15 protein-coding genes and 4 pseudogenes are annotated in these 17,057 nt (G+C 60.1%); 7 read left to right on the top strand and 12 right to left on the bottom strand.

The features are described from left to right. Window positions 1-117 precede the first annotated feature (117 nt). Window positions 118-1,086 carry an NAD-dependent epimerase/dehydratase family protein gene (locus tag PQR27_RS22705; RefSeq protein ID WP_408525894.1) on the top strand — a complete coding sequence of 323 codons (969 nt, stop codon included), beginning with the start codon at window positions 118-120 and terminating at the stop codon, window positions 1,084-1,086. A 213-nt stretch (window positions 1,087-1,299) separates the two neighbouring features. On the opposite strand, the gene PQR27_RS22700 is transcribed toward PQR27_RS22705, so the two are convergent. Further along, window positions 1,300-1,908, bottom strand: a complete 609-nt coding sequence (locus tag PQR27_RS22700; protein ID WP_408525893.1) for a TetR/AcrR family transcriptional regulator — start codon at window positions 1,906-1,908, stop codon at window positions 1,300-1,302. A gap of 174 nt (window positions 1,909-2,082) precedes the next feature. Between PQR27_RS22700 and nudC the strand changes: the two genes are divergently transcribed. After that, window positions 2,083-3,048: an NAD(+) diphosphatase gene (gene nudC / locus PQR27_RS22695; protein WP_408525892.1), complete on the top strand. Its 966-nt coding sequence runs from the start codon at window positions 2,083-2,085 to the stop codon at window positions 3,046-3,048. A gap of 103 nt (window positions 3,049-3,151) precedes the next feature. On the opposite strand, the gene PQR27_RS22690 is transcribed toward nudC, so the two are convergent. Further along, window positions 3,152-4,711 (bottom strand): efflux RND transporter permease subunit, encoded by a 1,560-nt coding sequence (locus tag PQR27_RS22690; RefSeq protein WP_408525891.1) that lies wholly within the window; start codon window positions 4,709-4,711, stop codon window positions 3,152-3,154. 92 nt (window positions 4,712-4,803) lie between these two features. Between PQR27_RS22690 and PQR27_RS22685 the strand changes: the two are divergent. Both PQR27_RS22685 and PQR27_RS22680 read left to right on the top strand, forming a co-directional pair. Further along, window positions 4,804-5,058: pseudogene (locus tag PQR27_RS22685) on the top strand (glutathione S-transferase family protein); the annotation flags it as partial. 3 nt (window positions 5,059-5,061) lie between these two features. Continuing rightward, window positions 5,062-5,187: pseudogene (locus tag PQR27_RS22680) on the top strand (IS630 family transposase); the annotation flags it as partial. 31 nt (window positions 5,188-5,218) lie between these two features. On the opposite strand, the gene PQR27_RS22675 reads toward PQR27_RS22680, so the two are convergent. The 6 genes and pseudogenes from PQR27_RS22675 to PQR27_RS22650 all read right to left on the bottom strand — a co-directional run bounded on the left by PQR27_RS22675 (window position 5,219) and on the right by PQR27_RS22650 (window position 8,838). Beyond that, complete coding sequence (locus PQR27_RS22675) at window positions 5,219-5,671, bottom strand: hypothetical protein (protein WP_408528415.1); 453 nt, start codon at window positions 5,669-5,671, stop codon at window positions 5,219-5,221. A 17-nt stretch (window positions 5,672-5,688) separates the two neighbouring features. After that, window positions 5,689-5,838, bottom strand: coding sequence for a hypothetical protein (locus PQR27_RS22670; protein WP_408525890.1), 150 nt, complete (start codon window positions 5,836-5,838; stop codon window positions 5,689-5,691). Next, on the bottom strand, window positions 5,825-6,586 hold the full coding sequence (locus PQR27_RS22665) for a glycoside hydrolase family 28 protein (protein WP_408525889.1): 762 nt from the start codon (window positions 6,584-6,586) through the stop codon (window positions 5,825-5,827). The genes PQR27_RS22670 and PQR27_RS22665 overlap by 14 nt, the downstream gene beginning before the upstream one ends. A gap of 10 nt (window positions 6,587-6,596) precedes the next feature. Continuing rightward, on the bottom strand, window positions 6,597-7,211 hold the full coding sequence (locus PQR27_RS22660) for a glycosyl hydrolase family 28-related protein (protein ID WP_408525888.1): 615 nt from the start codon (window positions 7,209-7,211) through the stop codon (window positions 6,597-6,599). 447 nt (window positions 7,212-7,658) lie between these two features. Next, window positions 7,659-7,865: pseudogene (locus tag PQR27_RS22655) on the bottom strand (helix-turn-helix domain-containing protein); the annotation flags it as partial. 37 nt (window positions 7,866-7,902) lie between these two features. Continuing rightward, entirely contained in the window at window positions 7,903-8,838 is a 936-nt protein-coding gene (locus PQR27_RS22650; RefSeq protein ID WP_408525887.1) for a LysR family transcriptional regulator, read from the bottom strand. Between the two features lie 132 nt (window positions 8,839-8,970). Here PQR27_RS22650 and PQR27_RS22645 point away from each other — a divergent pair, with 132 nt between their 5' ends. The 3 genes from PQR27_RS22645 to PQR27_RS22635 are packed head-to-tail and all read left to right on the top strand — an operon-like array spanning window position 8,971 to window position 11,187. Beyond that, window positions 8,971-10,521, top strand: coding sequence for an acetolactate synthase large subunit (locus PQR27_RS22645; RefSeq protein ID WP_408525886.1), 1,551 nt, complete (start codon window positions 8,971-8,973; stop codon window positions 10,519-10,521). Between the two features lie 56 nt (window positions 10,522-10,577). Beyond that, a complete protein-coding gene (locus PQR27_RS22640; protein ID WP_408528414.1) occupies window positions 10,578-10,994 on the top strand; it encodes a hypothetical protein in 417 nt (138 codons plus the stop codon). Then, window positions 10,951-11,187 (top strand): DUF2934 domain-containing protein, encoded by a 237-nt coding sequence (locus tag PQR27_RS22635; protein ID WP_408525885.1) that lies wholly within the window; start codon window positions 10,951-10,953, stop codon window positions 11,185-11,187. Before PQR27_RS22640 ends, PQR27_RS22635 begins: the two co-directional genes overlap by 44 nt. Window positions 11,188-11,459: 272 nt before the next feature. Here PQR27_RS22635 and PQR27_RS22630 read toward each other — a convergent pair. The 4 genes and pseudogenes from PQR27_RS22630 to PQR27_RS22615 form a co-directional block, all read right to left on the bottom strand. Beyond that, window positions 11,460-12,048 (bottom strand): annotated as a pseudogene (locus PQR27_RS22630) (IS6 family transposase); the annotation flags it as partial. A gap of 143 nt (window positions 12,049-12,191) precedes the next feature. After that, entirely contained in the window at window positions 12,192-13,319 is a 1,128-nt protein-coding gene (locus PQR27_RS22625; protein WP_408525884.1) for a zinc-dependent alcohol dehydrogenase family protein, read from the bottom strand. Next, complete coding sequence (locus PQR27_RS22620; RefSeq protein ID WP_408525883.1) at window positions 13,316-14,980, bottom strand: acetolactate synthase large subunit; 1,665 nt, start codon at window positions 14,978-14,980, stop codon at window positions 13,316-13,318. The genes PQR27_RS22625 and PQR27_RS22620 overlap by 4 nt, the downstream gene beginning before the upstream one ends. A gap of 39 nt (window positions 14,981-15,019) precedes the next feature. Next, window positions 15,020-17,005, bottom strand: coding sequence for an acyl CoA:acetate/3-ketoacid CoA transferase (locus PQR27_RS22615; protein WP_408525882.1), 1,986 nt, complete (start codon window positions 17,003-17,005; stop codon window positions 15,020-15,022). Window positions 17,006-17,057 lie beyond the last annotated feature (52 nt).

The raw sequence follows: 17,057 nt of genomic DNA, 5'->3' as shown, positions 1-17,057 counted from the left end.
AAAGCAGGCTCAACTCTACGATTCGCCGGATCCGAACGGCGGTTTTTAACGCTCAAATCAATTGGATGCAGATATGAAACATCAGGACACAACTGCGACCCGTCAAGGAGAAACGCGATGAAGATTCTCGTTACCGGAGCGACTGGCTATATCGGTGGCGCTGCCGCCAAGGCACTCGTCAAACGTGGACACGAAGTCTTCGGCCTCGCGCGCTCGGAAGATTCCGCTGCAAAGCTTCGCCTTGCCGGAATCACGCCTGTTGCCGGCGACTTCGCCGACAGCGCGAGCCTGATCCGGGCGACCAGCCAGGTCGACACGATTGTTAGTACGGCAAGCATCGGCTCACTGGCCGGCAGCGCAGAAACGTTCGCCCAAGATCGGGACGCGATTCGCGCGATGCTAGGTGCTGTCGCAGGATCCGGAAAATCGCTGGTCTTCACCAGCGGCTCGGCGGTCCTTGGCATCGTCAATGGCGGAGAAGCCACCCCCAACGTATTCGATGAAGATGTTGACCTGCCTTTGCCACCCTCAGTCTTTGCACCTGCGTCAGCAAATGTGCCGCCGGTGATGGTCGACATGTTCGGCGCAGCCATGGGCGCGCGCGTCGAGACAGAGAAGGAAGTAGCAAGTGTCTCGGGAGTACGCGGAATCGTGATTCGTCCGGGTCTTGTTTACGGGAACGGCGGGAGCTATGACCTGCCCGGTCTCATCAGAATGGCTCGCGCGCAAGGGGTCGCTCCACACCTCGGATCAGGCGCTACGCTGCAGGGATACGTCCATGTTGAAGAACTCGCCGATCTATATTGTCTCGCTGTCGAACGTGCGCCGTCGGGTGCGGTACTGCATGGCGTCGCAGGTGAAGTCAGCCAACGCGAACTGGCCGCCGCCGTTAGCCGCATGATCGGCGCCGGCGATCGCACTGCAAGCCTGGCATTCGAGGAGATGTTTGCGACTGGCGGCCCGATCGGGGTAAGTCTCTCGTTGAACAAGCGCATGTCGTCAGAAAAGACGCAACGCCTCCTGAACTGGTCACCAACCCGCACGGACATCCTGCGCGACATCGAGTTCGGATCGTACGTCAGCTGAGCGACTTGCAGCCGCGTTGGCATCAGGAAACGCAGTCCAGACTGTTGACTCCCGCGCTAACGGTGCCACGGAGAGCCGCAATTTGCGCAGCGGCTCTCCACACGTGCCCGACTGGTCTTCTGAGCGAGTTTGAAATTGAACAATGTTGGTGGCGCGCTGGTCCGGAAAATCTGGCTTTCAGCCTCACCGGTCTCAGGCTGCCCGCAGTGCCAGCTACTTCGTCAACAAAACCTGCAGAAGCTCATCGATCACCCGCCCGGCCTGGTTACGGGATCTGGATTTACCCACAGGACGCTGGAGGCTGAGACCATGGGCCAGCGCGATAATACATGCCGCAAGGTCCGCGGCATCAATCGGAAGATTTGCCGAAGACGCCTTGAAATACGCACGCAGAATACGGGCGAGAGTTCGTGTCTGTTGCTCCTGAAGCGCGTAATAGTGCTCTGCAAACTCTAGACTGCGGCGCGCCTGCAACTGAAGCTCCGTGGCAAGAACGGGACAATCGCTTTCCGAATGCATGGTGGCAAGCCATTGGCTGATCGCCTGATATAGTTCCTGCGGCTCCAACTCGACGATCTTTTCCAAGGCCGCCATGTCGCGCTCCATATTCAGACGCAACAACTCGAGGAACAAGTCCTCCTTCGTCGAGAAATTGGAATAGATGGCGCCTTTCGAGAGCCCTGCATCTGCGGCGATAATGTCGACGGAGGCGCCACCATAGCCGAGCCGGGCGATCGCGCTCTCGGCCGACGCCAGCAGCCGCTCGCGCGTCAGCGCTTGCTGTTCTGCACGAGTAAGGCGAACTGGACGTTGGACTTCCATTTGCATTTTGAAGTTTAATCGGTATTTAGAATATCATCGTAGGTTGTAACCTATTTTTGCCGCTTAGGAAAGCCCTTTGCACGAGCCGTCTTCGCCTGGGCCTCGTCCGTGCGATGTGAACGCACCGCACCAACCCCACCCCAAGCCGGCGTAACCGTACCGGCAGAAACTCCAATGTCCATCCTAGATCAGTCCACCGCTATCGGCTTCGCGTTCAACCCGCTCGACCGGCGAAACGAAAAGCGCGACGACGCAGCGTATATCGAGAGCTTGCGACGCGATCCGTCCACGCGTTTTGTCGTCTTCTCAGCGGATATTCCGGTGCTGAAGCGCGCTAGCGAGCATCGCATTCTTTTCTCGGCGAGCGAGGTATCTGAGTTCGGCCCCCCTGTTCAGGTCGTTTTTCTGGGACAAACCGACGCCGGCTCGGCACGCTTCGCCCTCGGATTCGATCAGGGTGCGTTTGATCCCCCTTCGCTCTCGGCGCGCTTCGAACTGATCGATCTTCGCTCAATTGCCCTTCGCGGCCTGGCGCCCCCCGCGCTACTGGGCGCGCTCGGTCAAGCGAAAGCAATGCTCGATTGGCATGCCCGCCATCGCTTCTGCGCGAATTGCGGTCACCCCAGCCGGGCACAGACTGCCGGCTGGCGACGTTCGTGCGACACCTGCGGATCGCAACACTTTCCACGAGTCGATCCGGTCGTGATCATGTTAGGCATCGACGACAATCGCTGCCTGCTGGGACGCCAGCGTCAGTTCGCTGCTGGTATGTACTCGGCTCTTGCCGGATTCGTCGAACCGGGCGAAACGGCAGAGGGCGCAGTACGCCGCGAAGTGCTCGAGGAAACCGGTGTGCGTTGTTCACAAGTCACTTACTTCGCCTCTCAACCATGGCCATTTCCGTCATCGCTGATGATCGGTTGCTTCGCGAGGGCGACGGATACGGAAATCACCATCGATACGACCGAACTCGAAGACGCGCGCTGGTTTTCACGAGAGGAAGTCGCCGCGATGCTGTCAGGCACGCACGTCGGAGGACTATCCGCACCCAAGCCCTTCGCCATTGCGCATCATCTGCTCCGCGCCTTCGTTAGCGAAGGCGCAGCAGTTCTCCGCGCTACTGATGTGGCTTCTTCCTGAATCCGCGCATACCATGCCGAACAGAAGCCGTTGAGCCCCGATCGTTGAGTTGCCTGGTGACCACGGATGTGTCGACAAATGCACTCCCCGGTTCAACCGGAGGCTACGCGTGAATATTTGCCCCCGGTGAGCTTGCATTTTTCTTCGCCAATGCCCTTTTCGACACGTCCCTCAACAGGAAGTGCGATAGAGCTGGGATCAGGATCAATGCGCCAACCATATTCCAGAGAAACATGAAGGTAAGCAAGATACCCATATCAGCCTGGAACTTGATTGGCGACCACGCCCAGGTCACAACGGCAGCGGCTAATGTGACGCCAATGAGCGCGATCACTTTTCCCGTGAAATTCAAGGCCGCCAGGTGTGCCTCCTCCAAGGAGTAACCTCGACGCTGCATTGCCAGTTGCACGCTCAGAAAATATAAGGCGTAGTCCACACCAATACCAACCCCGAGTGCGGTTACAGGCAGAATGGCCACCTTTACGCCAATGCCCAGCACGACCATCAATGCCTCGCAAAGGATCGACGTTATCATCAGCGGAACCAGCGCGACGACGACCGCGCGCCAACTGCGGAAGGTGACGAAACACAACAGCATAACTGCGCCGTAAAGCATAAACAGCATACGCCGATTCGCATTCCGAACCACGATATTGGTGGCAGCCTCGATACCCGCACTACCCGCTGCGAGCAGGAATTGGGTATCGCCTGTGTTATGCGCAGAGAGGAATTGCTGAGCGGTTGCGACGATCCTTTCCAGGGTCTCCGCCTTATGATCTGAAAGAAACGCAATGATCGGGGCCACGGAACGATCGTTGTTTACAAGTTCCGGGTTTGCAACATACACATTATTGATCGCGTCGTTTGTCACATAAGGATCCCGGTTGATGGTCATCCATCGCGGGTCACCCTCATAACCAGACGCAGTGTACAAGCGTGCGAGGCTGCTCGCAGACATCGTTGTCTGCACCCGGGGAACATCGCGCAACGCTTCTTCCAGCCTGTCCATCTCCAACAGTGGCCGAAAACCGGTAAGCCCCATTTGCGGGGTCTTCACGATGATCGCAAACTGATCGGCCGATAAACCGTAGTGACTTGTGACGTACGCCGTGTCCCGGTTGTAACGCGAATTGGCACGCAGCTCAGGCGCCCCCGGATCAAGATCACCAATCTTGAGATGTTCGCCTACGACAAGGCCCCCAACAGTCAATCCAGCCGCGACCAGCAGGACGACGGTAGCTACGCGACCGCGTGAGAATGGTGCGAGAAGTCGTATAAACGGGCGACTGGCGCTCGTGCGCAAACTGCGCTCAGCCGCAGCTCGGCTCACGCCCGTATATGACAGCAACACGGGTAACAATATCAAATTCGTGAAAACCAGCACCACCACGCCGATACAGGCTGCCAGGGCGAGCCCACGGATAACGGGGATATCGATGAACATCAGAACAGCGAACCCCACGGCGTCAGCCAGCAGCGCAGTCAAGCCGGCCGCAAACAATCTGCGAAACGTATAGCGTGCTGCGACATATCTGTCTGTTCCGCGACCGATGTCCTGGGTAACACCATTCATTTTCTGAGCGCCGTGTGAAACACCCACCGCAAAGATCAGGAACGGTACGAGTATCGAATACGGATCAAGCTTTGCACCCAACAGGCGCATAGTCCCCAGTTGCCACAACGCCGCCGTTAGGGAGCACAAACTCACGAGCAGTGTACTGCTTGGACATCGCGTGTAACTTCGAGCATCGTCACGTCCTCCGGCGAACGCTCGACGACCTGTACTGGCCGATGAGCTTTTCACGCTGGCGCGACGAGCGCTTCTGGCCGTCCTTTCGCGCCGCCCTCCTCGCTGCGCACTCCGACGTATGCGCGCGCGATCTTGAAGCCGCGCGCGAATACAACCGGTTGGGATATCACTATCAGGGCATCGGCCGCTATGAGCCGGAGCAGATCTATGCGAGGGGTATCGACGATCTGCGTGCTGAGCGATCGCTATTGAGAACATCGCCCATGAAACGCGATGGCCGGAGCCTGGCTCACAATACGCTCGAACAGACGCGTATTCTTGCACTTCAGCGTATGGCTGAAGGCGAGGATCCAAATGAAGTTGTCGCGTCGTTTGGGATGAATCGCTCACCCCCGTCCGGAGATGGTATCTATCGACTATCTATTGACCTGGAGTACCCTGCGCTCTCATCTGCCGAACATCGGCAAGACCCGCCTTCGACCGTTCATGCAGGTGTTCATAGGCCATATCGGGATACCGATCGAGCATTCCGCGATAGATCGCTTCGGCTTCGTCCAGGCAATGTTTGGCCTTTGCCGTGTCGCCAAGATCGAACGCGGCAACATAATGTTTCATCCTGAGATCGGTCGCGCCTGGATCAAAGGGCGCCGCAGCCCCCGCAACCTCGCCGCTCAAATCGCTGAGGGCGGCGGTGGCGGCCAAGAACGACGGCCCACGGCAGCCGGGCTCGTTCTTGTAGGCGTCGATCGCCAACTCGGCCTTCACATATGGGCTTTGGGGTCCGGCGGAGCCCATCGGCCCGGTGGTGGTGATGTGGCTGCAGGCGGCCAGAGCGGCCACCAGGGCGACAGCCACCATAGGTTTCATCGACATTCTGATCTCCTTCCTCGTCAAATTTCGCGGTGCGCGATGTCCGACAGCGCCATGTCGGGCAGGCCGCGGCTTCCCGTGACGCGGAAACCACTTACCTTGTTCAGCACGAATGCCGGGCCACCGCGGCCCTTCGACAAGGTCAGGCGGGAAAAATCAGAGTCGTTCACGTCCTCCAGCCAAAGTGCGGGCCGCGCATCGGCCGCGACATTGGCAATTTCCACATTGCTGAATTCGGCGTTGGTTACGTGACGCATGAAGAAGCCGTACGCCGGTAGCGGGCCAAAGCGGAAGGCCGCTGCAGGTCACGTTGCTGACCAGAACGCGGCGGAAGGTGCTGCGTGGCAGGCCCTTCGGACCGCGCATTCGCCCCCCGAGACGAAAGAACAGTGGCGAATTGCGCACATCACGCATGGTGATGCCGGTAATGGTGATGTCCTCCAGAACCGCGCCGTCCACGGTCTCCAACGCGAGCCCGCGACAGCTTTCCAGGACGCAGTTCGAAATCGTGATGTTTTTAAACCCACCATTCGACTCGGTTCCGCATTTGATGCGGCCGGTACGGTTCCAGGGATTCATGTCAAATTCCGGCCCGAAGCGCCTGAAGCTGCCGTCTAGAACAGACCCCATCTCATAGCCGCCGGTCACGTAGCAATTGCTGATCGTCACGTTTTCCGTGGCCCGTGGATAGCCCAGGGCGTACGTACTCTTCGGACAGATCCCATCGTCCCAGGGCGAATTGACGGTGCAGTTCGACACGCGGACATTCCGACAGCAATCGATGTCGATGCCGTCGCGGTTGGTATCGATGATCAGATTGTCGACGGTGAAGTTGTCGACACCGGTCGCCAGGATGCCGAAATGTCCGCCCGCCAGTAGCGAGAAATCGCGCAGGATGACATTGCGGCAGTTTTTCAAGGCGATCGCCTTATTGCCGACACCCGGCCGTTCGGCGATGGGCAGATCCGGATCGCCCGCGTGCCCGCGACTGAGCCCTTTGCCCCAAATGAGACCCGGCCCGAGAATGGCAATGTCGTGCAGTCCTTCGCCCCCAGATCAGGCTGTTGTGCCAATGGTTGTGACCAAAATCCTGATAGGCTTCCCAAGGCGCGTTGGATTCCGCCGCGTCATAGCCGCCACTCGTCGTTCCCTCCCGCGGGGTGCTCGCTGCCAGGATCGTCGATCCTTCGTCGAGATAAAGGGCCACCGAGCTTTTCAGGTGAATCGAGTAGCAGGCGTAAGTACCTGCCGGAAAGCGAACCGTCCCTCCTCCGGCGGCCGCAGCCGCTTCGACGGCCCGGTTCACGGCCGGGGTATCGATGGCCTTGCCATCGCCCCGCGCCCCATAAGCGCGCACATCAAAGACACTGCCCGGACCTGCATTGATGAGCGGAGCAGTCGGCCGCGCCCCTGCAACCGAGGGCAGCAGCAGCGAGGTAGCCGCAAGCGCCCCTCCCAGGCCGATGAAACCACGGCGCGAAATACGCAAGGAGTCGCCGGTTGCGGGCGCCACTTTATCAAGCTCACGCTGATGCTTCGACACTAGGTTTTCCCTAACGAAATGGTTTCGATGCGCTAGCACCTGTCCGCAAACGCCACAAACTTGTAAGACAACTCGGGAAGTTTAAACGCAAGGACAGGAACGGTCACTGGGGGTATCCCCCCTTGTCAAAGGGAAGTTAGATGCAGGACAGCATTCCGTTTGTTTGATGTTGTCATACCGAGAATTTCGTTATACGGAAATGGGGGCGCCCTTCTTCGGCGGCAACAATATGTTCAATGTTGCGCAATACGCGATGGTTTGTTGCTAATGCAACCAGAACACCGACGTTAGACTGGCCCGCAAATGCGATACCCTCGAAACCACGATGAAAGCTGCGTCGGGTCGAGTTGTTGACCGGGCATTCGGCAACGTGACCGATCGAACCGGGGAGAAAATTGGCTCTTCGTGCGACAGAATATGCGTTCCATTGCCGACGTTGAACCGCTGTTATGTGCTCGTGGGCGGCCGTCGAAACCGCGCACCGAGGTGACTCTGATCCGAGAATCCGACGATCGCAGCAACCTGCGCGGGCCGATGACCGGTCGCCAGCAATTGACGGGCGGCGCGCAGGCGCAAGCGCACTAGATACGCGTGCGGCGAGGCGTCGGTTTGCGACAGACGCCGCTGGAACGGCAATGCGACGCGCGTAATGCGAACAGGTGCAGGTCAACGCTATCCGAAGCCCTCCGAGTCACAGGAACATCGATCCATCGGCAGCCAGCGCAGGTGTAATTCGGGTCTTGAGCAGATCGAGCCACGCCCTGGTTTTTGCGTCGAGAAAGTGTCTGGACGGGTACAAGGCAAAAACACCGATGTCGGGTGTGCGCCAGGTCGGCAGGACCCGAACCAGGCGCCCGCAACGAATCGACTCTCTTACCGTAAAGAACGGCAACAAGGATATTCCACTGGCTTGTTCCGCCACGCTTAACAGCACGTCCGGGTTGTCTGCAATGATCGGCCCGCTGGGTTGGATCCGGAATGACCGCTTGCCCGATATCAGTTCCCACTCCGAAGGCGCAGAAAAATTGACTAGCTGGACGCAGGCATGATCCTGCAAGTCGCGCGGGTGTTTCGGTGTGCCGCGCAGCGCAATGTATTCAGGTGCCGCGCATAGCACGCTGAATACCGTCCCCAATGGCAGCGCGACCAGTCCGGAATCGGAGAGCTCTCGCGTTATATAGATGCCGACGTCAATGCCCTCCGCAAGAAGTGCTGGCGCGTATTGCGAACTCGCGTACTCGATGATCACTTTCGGAAACTCGGCGCAAAACGCCGTGATTTGCGGCACAACGTAACAATTGCCAAAGTTACCCATGCATTGAACTCTCAGCCTCCCGGCCGGCTCGATCGTCGAACCTGATGCAAACGCCTCCGCCACATTAACGCGTTCGAGGATATCCCGGCACTGGGCAACATACGTCTGCCCTGTGCTTGTCAATGCAATCCGGCGGGTCGTTCTCTGGAGCAATTTGGTACGAAGGCGCTCTTCCAGCCCGGAAACGAGCCGGGATATTTGCGCAGTGGTGAGATCCATTTGCTCGGCCGCGGATGTGAAGGTGCCGGCGTCCACAACTCGGACAAATGCCGTCATCGCGTGAAGCAGCCCGTAATCCAGATTTTTACGCATGAGGTAACAAAGTTTCCGATCCGACTCCATTGTTACCCACAATAAGACTGCCGAGAATGGACGTCAAGCCGGTGCTGCGTCCAATCCCTGAGATGTCGGTGCCCACTTATCGATATCTTTGGAGCAAACACTATGAACGGTGCAGAAAGCCTGCTGAAGTCGTTGGTCGCCAGCGACGTGGATGTGTGTTTCGGCAACCCCGGCACATCGGAAATGCATTTTGTCGCGGCACTCGACGCCGTAAAGGAAATGCGGCCTGTACTAGGTCTGCAGGAAAACGTCGTGACGGGCGCCGCGGATGGATATGCACGCATGGCGGGCAAGCCGGCCGCTACGCTCCTGCACCTGGGTCCGGGGCTGGCGAACGGTCTGAGTAACCTCCATAACGCACGCCGGGCCTCCAGCCCGATCGTCAATATCGTCGGCGACCACGCGTCATCGCACGCGCGCTACGACGCGCCGCTCGCCTCGGACATCGCGGGCTTCGCGCGCCCGGTGTCCGACTGGGTGCATTCGTCTACGAGTGCCCGTTCCGTCGGCGCGGATGCAGCGCGTGCGGTCCATGCCGCGAGGTCGGCGCCGGGCCAGATCGCGACGCTGATCCTGCCAGCTGACACTGCGTGGGACGCCGCCGAAGACGTCGCGGCGCCGCTGCCACTCCAGCAGCGTACGCATGCCGCCGGGGCGACGATCGACCGTGTAGCCAACGCGCTGCAAAGCGGCCTGAAGACGGTCCTGTTGGTCAGAGGTGAAGCGCTGCTGGGTGAAGGTCTGATCGCAGCGGGCAAAATCGCGGCGAAGACCGGCGCGCGGCTGGTGTGCGATACCTTTGCCCCACGCCTCGAGCGCGGAGAGGGCCGGGTACAGGTCGAGAGGCTTCCTTATTTCGCCGAGCATGCGGCCGAATTCCTGGCTGGAACCGAACTGCTGGTTCTGGTCGGCGCGCGCCCCCCTGTCAGCTTCTTTGCGTATCCCGACAAACCCAGCTGGTTGACGCCTGAAGGTTGTGAGATCACCGTGCTGACCCATCCGCACGAAGACAGCGTGGCCGCATTGTCGGCACTCGTAGACGCTGTGAATGCGCAGGACGCGGAGGAACGCGTAGCCCGGCGGGAAGCCATTGCGCTGTCGCTCGACGGCGCGCTCGACGCGAAAAGCATTGCACAGATCGTGGCGACGCACCTACCTGTAAACGCGATCCTCGCCGACGAGGGCGTCACGTCGACCTTGCCTTACTTCGAAATCCTGAACAACGCCGCATCGCACGATTTTCTTAACCTGACCGGCGGTGCGATCGGCAGCATGATGGCGGTGTCAACTGGCGCCGGCATTGCGAGCCCAGACCGCAAGATCGTGACGCTGGTCGGCGACGGCAGCGCGATGTACACCGTTCAGTCGCTCTGGACCCAGGCACGCGAGAACCTCGACATTGTCACTGTCGTGTACGCCAATCGCGGTTACAAAGTGCTCAACAACGAGTTGGTCCGTGTAGGCGCGGCGTCGAACGGTCCAGCCGCGGCGGCAATGCTCGACCTCGGCACACCGGCCTTGGACTGGGCTTCTATCGGGCAAGGCCTCGGTGTCCCGTCGGTTCGCGCGCGTTCCCGCCGGGCGTTCGAGGAGGCGTTCGCGTCTGCGATGGTGCAACGCGGCCCCCGCTTGATCGAAGCGATTATCGGGTAGTCATTCGACGCCGATATGCATGCGACGAGATCCCTGCCGTAGCCATAGCGCGCAGCATGGCGTGTATTGGCTCGGGCTGGATCGCTCGTATTGATCTGCGCGATCGTTTGTTCCATCGAATACCGGTAGAGAGACGATGTCCAATTTCAAGCTTCCCGTCGCCCCTTTCTGCTGAGCAGATCGGAGCCCACCTCGAAACAATGAAGAGCGCGCAGCTTCAGGCTGGGCCGCCGTCCATCGAACTGCGAAAAGACCGTATCGAGCGTGCGATCGCCATGCTGAGTACGCATCGCGATGCGCTGGTCGATGCGATCCGCTCCGACTATGGAAGCCGGGGCCGCCAGCAAACGCAGCTTGCCGACATACTGACGCCCATCGAAGGATTGCGATTCAGAGGCGATCGCGACGGCGATCGGTCAGTTCGAACAGATGAACAAGGTCACGGTGTGGCACCAACTCGCGGACGGATATGACGTGACGAGCGTCCGTGTCGATAAGGAGGGGGCAACGATTGAAGAACGCGAGCCGACTTCAGAGAGAGAAGCCCGGATACTACGCCGCGCCCGCGAGTTGTGGGAACGGGCGGGTACGCCGGAAGGCCGGGACGTGCAGTTCTGGGAGCAGGCCGCTGGGGAGGTCGACAGCGAGGACCACCCGCGGGAATGACCCATCTCAAGACAAGGCCGCATTCATCGCACGAGCTGCCGCGAAATGCCGCAATGCACTTTCACAAGCTTGCCGGCGGGCAAGTCCGCCGCCGGTTCTGCGGCTGCTTTCGAGTCCAATGCGTCCAGCACGCTTCAGAGCAGGAGTTGGGGCACAGTGCAGGCACAAGGGCACTCCTACGTCATCAGGCTACGGTCCAGAACCACGGGCAGAAAGTCCTCTCGGCTGCATCCACGCATCCGCACCAAGAGCATTGTCAACTTGCCGAGGGCGAGTTCGGCGAATTCTCGCCATGCAACGAACCGGGCTGCGAGTTGTTTGCGATAGAGTGAGGCGCGTATCAAATGCCGCTTCACTGCGAAGTGTTGTCGGATCGGCCCGAAGCACGAGAGAAATTCTTGCGTGCGTTTCGGGTCGCGAAAGCCGCGCATGCGACGCTCGCGCTCGCGCGTCGGTTGATGGCTGTTCCCGGCCCGGTTGTTCAACCGGGCGGCCGCTTTTACGAACACATGCTTCACGTTCACAAGCTCCGGGATTTCGGCCTTTGCCGCTGGATAACTGCGCAGTTGGTCGGTGACTATCTTGCGCGGCACGGGGCTCGAGCGCAGCACCCGTGAAGAAACGTTTGGCTGCGGCTTTGTCGCGCCGCTTTCGCACCAGGATGTCGAGTTCGGTGCCGTGTTCGTCGACCGCACGCCACAGCAGGTACGGTTCGCCTCGCAGCGTGACGAACATTTCGTCGAGGTGCCACGTGCGACTGGGCTTCCGCCGCACCGCTTTCACCCGATGAGCAAAGCCTTTACCAAACTTGTCACACCAGCATCGGATCGTCTCGTAGGTCACGACCACGCCGCGCTGAGCAATGCCTTCGGACCTGCCACATTCGTCAAGTTCGAAGTCCTCTGCGAACCGCAGTGATTGCGGGTTGAGATACCGCCTCGCGTACAGGCTTTGACGGGCAGGCACCCTTCGCGCCGCTATAAACCGAGTCGCATCTCATCGAACTATTCAAACACCACCACCTGCCGAATCGCTTTGCCCTCGTGCAGCAGGTCAAAGCCATGATTGATCTCTTCAAGCGTCAGACGGCCGGTGAGTAGTTTGTCCACCGGCAGCCTGCCCTGCATATAAAGATCGACGTAATGGGGAATGTCGCGCGACGGCACGCACGTGCCGATATAGCTTCCTTTCAGTGTGCGCTCTTCAGCGACGAGACTCACTACCGGCAGTGGCCAAACCGCAGTAGACGGCGGCAGGCCCGCCGTCACAGTCAATCCGCCGCGACGGGTGATGCGATAGGCGAGGTCCAGCGCGCGAACGGCGCCTGCGAATTCGAAGGCGAACTCGACGCCACCTGAACTCAATGCGCGGATATGCTCGATGGCGTCATCGCGGCCCGCGTTGACCGTGTGAGTGGCGCCGAGGGCGCGCGCCTGGTCCAACTTCGCGTCGGAAAGATCAACCGCGATGATCTGGCGAGCGCCGGCCGCCTGTGCGCCGATCAGTGCCGCCAGACCCACTCCTCCCAGACCGACCACGGCAACAGACCCGCCAACACGGACTTGCGCCGTATTCACCACTGCGCCGACGCCCGTGAGCACGGCACATCCGAATAGCGCAGCTTCGTCGAGCGGTACGCTGGCGTCGATCCTGACGACCGAGCGCCGCGATACCGTTGCGTACTCCGCGAACACCGAACATCCAAGGTGGTGATTCAAGGTCTCACCACCACGCGTAAGGCGACGCCCCCCAGAGAGCAGCGTGCCCGCACCGTTCGCCGCGGCGCCCGGCTCACACAGTGCCGGACGGCCTTCGGCGCAAGGCGCGCAGTGACCGCAACTCGGCACGAACACCACTACCACATGATCGCCAATCTGCAGATCGGTGACGGCCGCCCCCAGTTCCACGACGACGCCAGCGGCCTCATGCCCGAGTGCCATCGGCATGGGACGTGGCCGGTCGCCGTTGATCACCGACAGGTCAGAGTGACACAGCCCCGCAGCCGCGATTTTGATTAACACTTCGTCAGCGCCGGGCGGCGCAAGGTCGACCTCGTCGATACGTAAAGGACGGGAAACGGCGTACGGATACGCTGCGCCCATTGCTTCCAGCACTGCTGCCCTGATCTTCATTGCGCGACCTCCATGACCCGATTGCCCAGTTCCTCGACAAAGACGCGAACGTTTTCCGAGTAATCAACCGGGACGATGACCAGATGCACGCCGCCCTCGCGGAATGCGGTCTCCAGTGCCGGAGCCAAAGCTTCGGCCGTCTCAATGCGCCGGCCCTTTGCGCCGTATGCATCCGCGTATTTGACGAAATCGGGGTTGCCGAAAGTCAGGCCCCAATCCGCGAACGTCTCGACAGCCTGCTTCCACCGGATCATTCCATACGCATCGTCCTGGATTATCAGCACGACGAAATTGAGCCTCAGCCTCACAGCGGTCTCGAGTTCCTGCGAGTTCATCATGAAGCCACCATCGCCGCAAACCGCCATGACACGACGATCCGGATAAAGAATCGCGGCCATCATCGCCGACGGCAGGCCTGCGCCCATGGTCGCCAGTGCATTGTCGAGCAGTAACGTATTTGCGCTACGGGTTCGGTAACACCGCGCGAACCACAGCTTGTACATGCCGTTGTCCAGCGCGACGATGCCGTCGGCCGGCATGACAGTCCGCACGTCGTGAACGATGCGTTGCGGCGTCAGAGGAAAACGCGATTCCTCTGCCCGTTCAAGCGTGCGCATCAGGATTCCTTCGCGCAGCGGCGCCAACGCAGCCGCGTGCGGCAGCTTGCCTTCGACCAGATCTGCAAGCCGCGCGAGACTCAGACCGAGGTCCCCAACCACTTCGGCATGCGGAAAAAACACCTGTTCGACATTGGCCGGCGTGTATCCGACATGGATGACCATCGGTCCGCCAGGTCCCATGATGAACGGCGGCTTTTCGACTGTGTCGTGGCCAATGGCGAGGATCAGGTCTGCCCGATCGATCGCTTCATGCAGGTAGTCACGCTCGCTCAGCGCTGCCGTTCCCATCCAGAGTTCGGACGCTTCTTCACGACCGATTGCGGACACGGTACCCTTGCCCATCTGCGTATTGAAGTACGGCATGCCGGTGCGCCGGATGAACTCGGTCAACTGGCCGGCAAGACGAGGCCGGTTGCTAGCCGCGCCGAACATGACCAGCGGACGCCTGGCGGCTATCAGCAGGGCAGCCGCCTGCTCTATTGCAGCCTGCCGGGCGACGGGCAACTCGACCGGATGCAATGGAACCAGAGGGACGTCGTCGCTCACGTCCGAGCCGGCCACGTCTTCTGGCAACTCAAGATGCACGGGACCCGGCCGCTCTTCTGCTGCCATGCGGAATGCCTCGCGCACCACGGTCGGAATACTCGCGCCACTGACAATCTGCCGGGACGCCTTGGTGAGCGGTTTCATGGTCGCGACGATGTCGACGATCTGAAAGCGGGCCTGGTGCGCCGTCATGATCGCCTTCTGACCCGTGATCAGTATCATCGGCATCGCACCAAGATGCGCGTAGGCCGCGCCTGTCACCAGATTCAATGCCCCGGGCCCGAGCGTCGCCATACAGACGCCCGGCCTGCCGGTCAGGCGTCCATGAGTTGCTGCCATGAAGGCCGCGGACTGTTCATGGCGAGTCACGATGAGCTCGATACGCGAATGCCGCAGCGAATCCATGACATCGAGGTTTTCTTCGCCCGGCACGGCAAAAATGCGCTCGACACCCTCATTCTCCAGGGCCTTGACGAACAGGTCGGATGCTTTCACAAATAGACTCCTTGTTTCTTCAATAAGCTGCCAGCAGTATCAAAATGGCTGGTGACGACGCCGCGGGAATTGGAGTACGCCATCGGCAGCAGCTTTGTCCTGTTCCATCGAAAACGCGATGGCGTCGGCATGTGTTTCACAGACATGCGATACAGAAGCTGCTTCACAGAACGCCGCCTGCAACCTCGCACGCATGAAGGCACTGCGGGTGAAACGGGTAGCCGACCTGTAGTACTGCGACTGCAGCCGCGCCGCCATTTCGAAATATTGATCGGCCACCGCCGGGTCCAGCCGGAATCCGTCATAGTTGACGATTAGCGAAATTTTTCGGCCAATGGGGTTGCAAAATGCCTCGAACACGCGGCGCACGCTTTCAATGTCGCTATTCGAGCGGACTGCCATCCCTTCAAAATTCGCGAACATCGTGTTTTGCCCTGGCTCGTAGCTGAGCCGCTGAGCGAGCTGCGAATCAAGTAACACCGTTGCCAGATTCATCAGTTGCGGCAGGAAGATCCGCGCATCCATGGGTTGTGGATTTCGCACGATCGGCGCGAAGGCCATGTGGGGAAGAATGTCCCGATCAACGTCTATGCCCGGTGCGACTTCCGTCAGCTCGAGCCCATCGGGCGTTAGGCGGAACACGCATCGTTCGGTGACGTAAAGAACAGGTTGGCCGCGTTCGGCGGCCAGCGATCCATTGAATGTGATCTGCTCGACCGACTCGACAAGTTTTTTCTGTGAGCCTTCCGTGACGATACGCAGGCGCCCTGCCTCCACGACGACTTCGAGACCGCCGGCCGTGAAACTTCCGGCAAATACCACGCGCGACGCATTCTGACTGATATTGATAAACCCGCCGGCGCCGGCTAGTCGTGAACCAAAACGGCTTACGTTGACGTTTCCGCTCCGGTCGATCTGCGCCATACCCAGGCACGCGAGATGCAGGCCGCCGCCATCGTAGAAATCGAACTGCTGGTTCTGGTGAAGCAGCGCATCCATGTTGACGGCTGCACCGAAGTTCAGGCCGCCCTGCGGAACGCCGCCGATGGTTCCGGGCTCGGCTGTCAAGGTCAGGTGACTCAGCAGACGTTCCTCTGCCGCAACGGCGCCAACGACCTCAGGGACGCCAATTCCCAGGTTGATCACGCCACCAGGTGGAAGTTCGAACGCGCAACGACGAGCCATCACTTTCCGCTCGTCGAGCAGCGGGCTTTCGTTCGTTCCAACGGGACTTCTGGTCTCGCTGGAGAACCCAGGGTTATAGGCCGCACCGTAAGTCTGCGGCTGCGAATCCGGCGAGGCGACCACAACACGGTCGACGAAGATGCCCGGAACGACGACGGCGCGCGGATCGAGTGTCCCGCTCGCCGCGATTCTTTCCACCTGCGCAATCACGAGTCCGTTCGAATTGTGAACCGCCATAGCCACTGCCTGCGCGTCGAGCACCAGCGCCTCTCGTTCCATGGTGATATTGCCTTCCGGATCGGCCGTCGTGCCGCGAATCAGTGCGACGTTGAGCGGAAAGGCCTTGTATAGAAGCCACGTCTTGCCGTCGAGGTCGATCGTGCTAACCAGATCTTCGGTTGTGCTCGCGTTGATCTTCCCGCCCCCCTGACGCGGATCGACGAAGGTGCCCAATCCCACCTGAGTGAGCGTGCCTGCCCGATGCGCCGCGATGTCGCGATACAGATGCGACATCGTTCCGAGCGGCAGGTTATAGGCTTCGATCAGATTGTCGGTGGCCATTCGCGCAAGCTTCGGCACCAGTGACCAATGCCCGCCAATGGCGCGTTTGACCAATCCCTGTAGCGCGACGCGGTTGAGTCCGCGGTCTTTGCCGTCGCCCGGCGCGGCCGCGAACACCAGCGTCAGATCGCGTGGGAAGCCGGATTCAGTGAATCGTTGGGCCAAAGCCGTGATCAATTCGTCCGGCGTGCCAATCCCGACAAAACCCGAACAACAGACAGCGTCGCCATCATGGATCAACTCGATAGCTTCGTCAGCGGTGACAATCTTGTCGTGCATAGTGCTCGCCTGAAAGAGGTGAGTTCGCGGCGGGCGCCGCCCCAGCCTCACC

Origin of the sequence: Paraburkholderia fungorum (assembly GCF_046027215.1) — a bacterium.
In the GTDB taxonomy this organism is placed as follows: domain Bacteria; phylum Pseudomonadota; class Gammaproteobacteria; order Burkholderiales; family Burkholderiaceae; genus Paraburkholderia; species Paraburkholderia fungorum_D.
The sequence above is the reverse complement of the archived record's forward strand: the minus strand, read 5'-3'. Positions and strand labels throughout refer to the sequence as shown.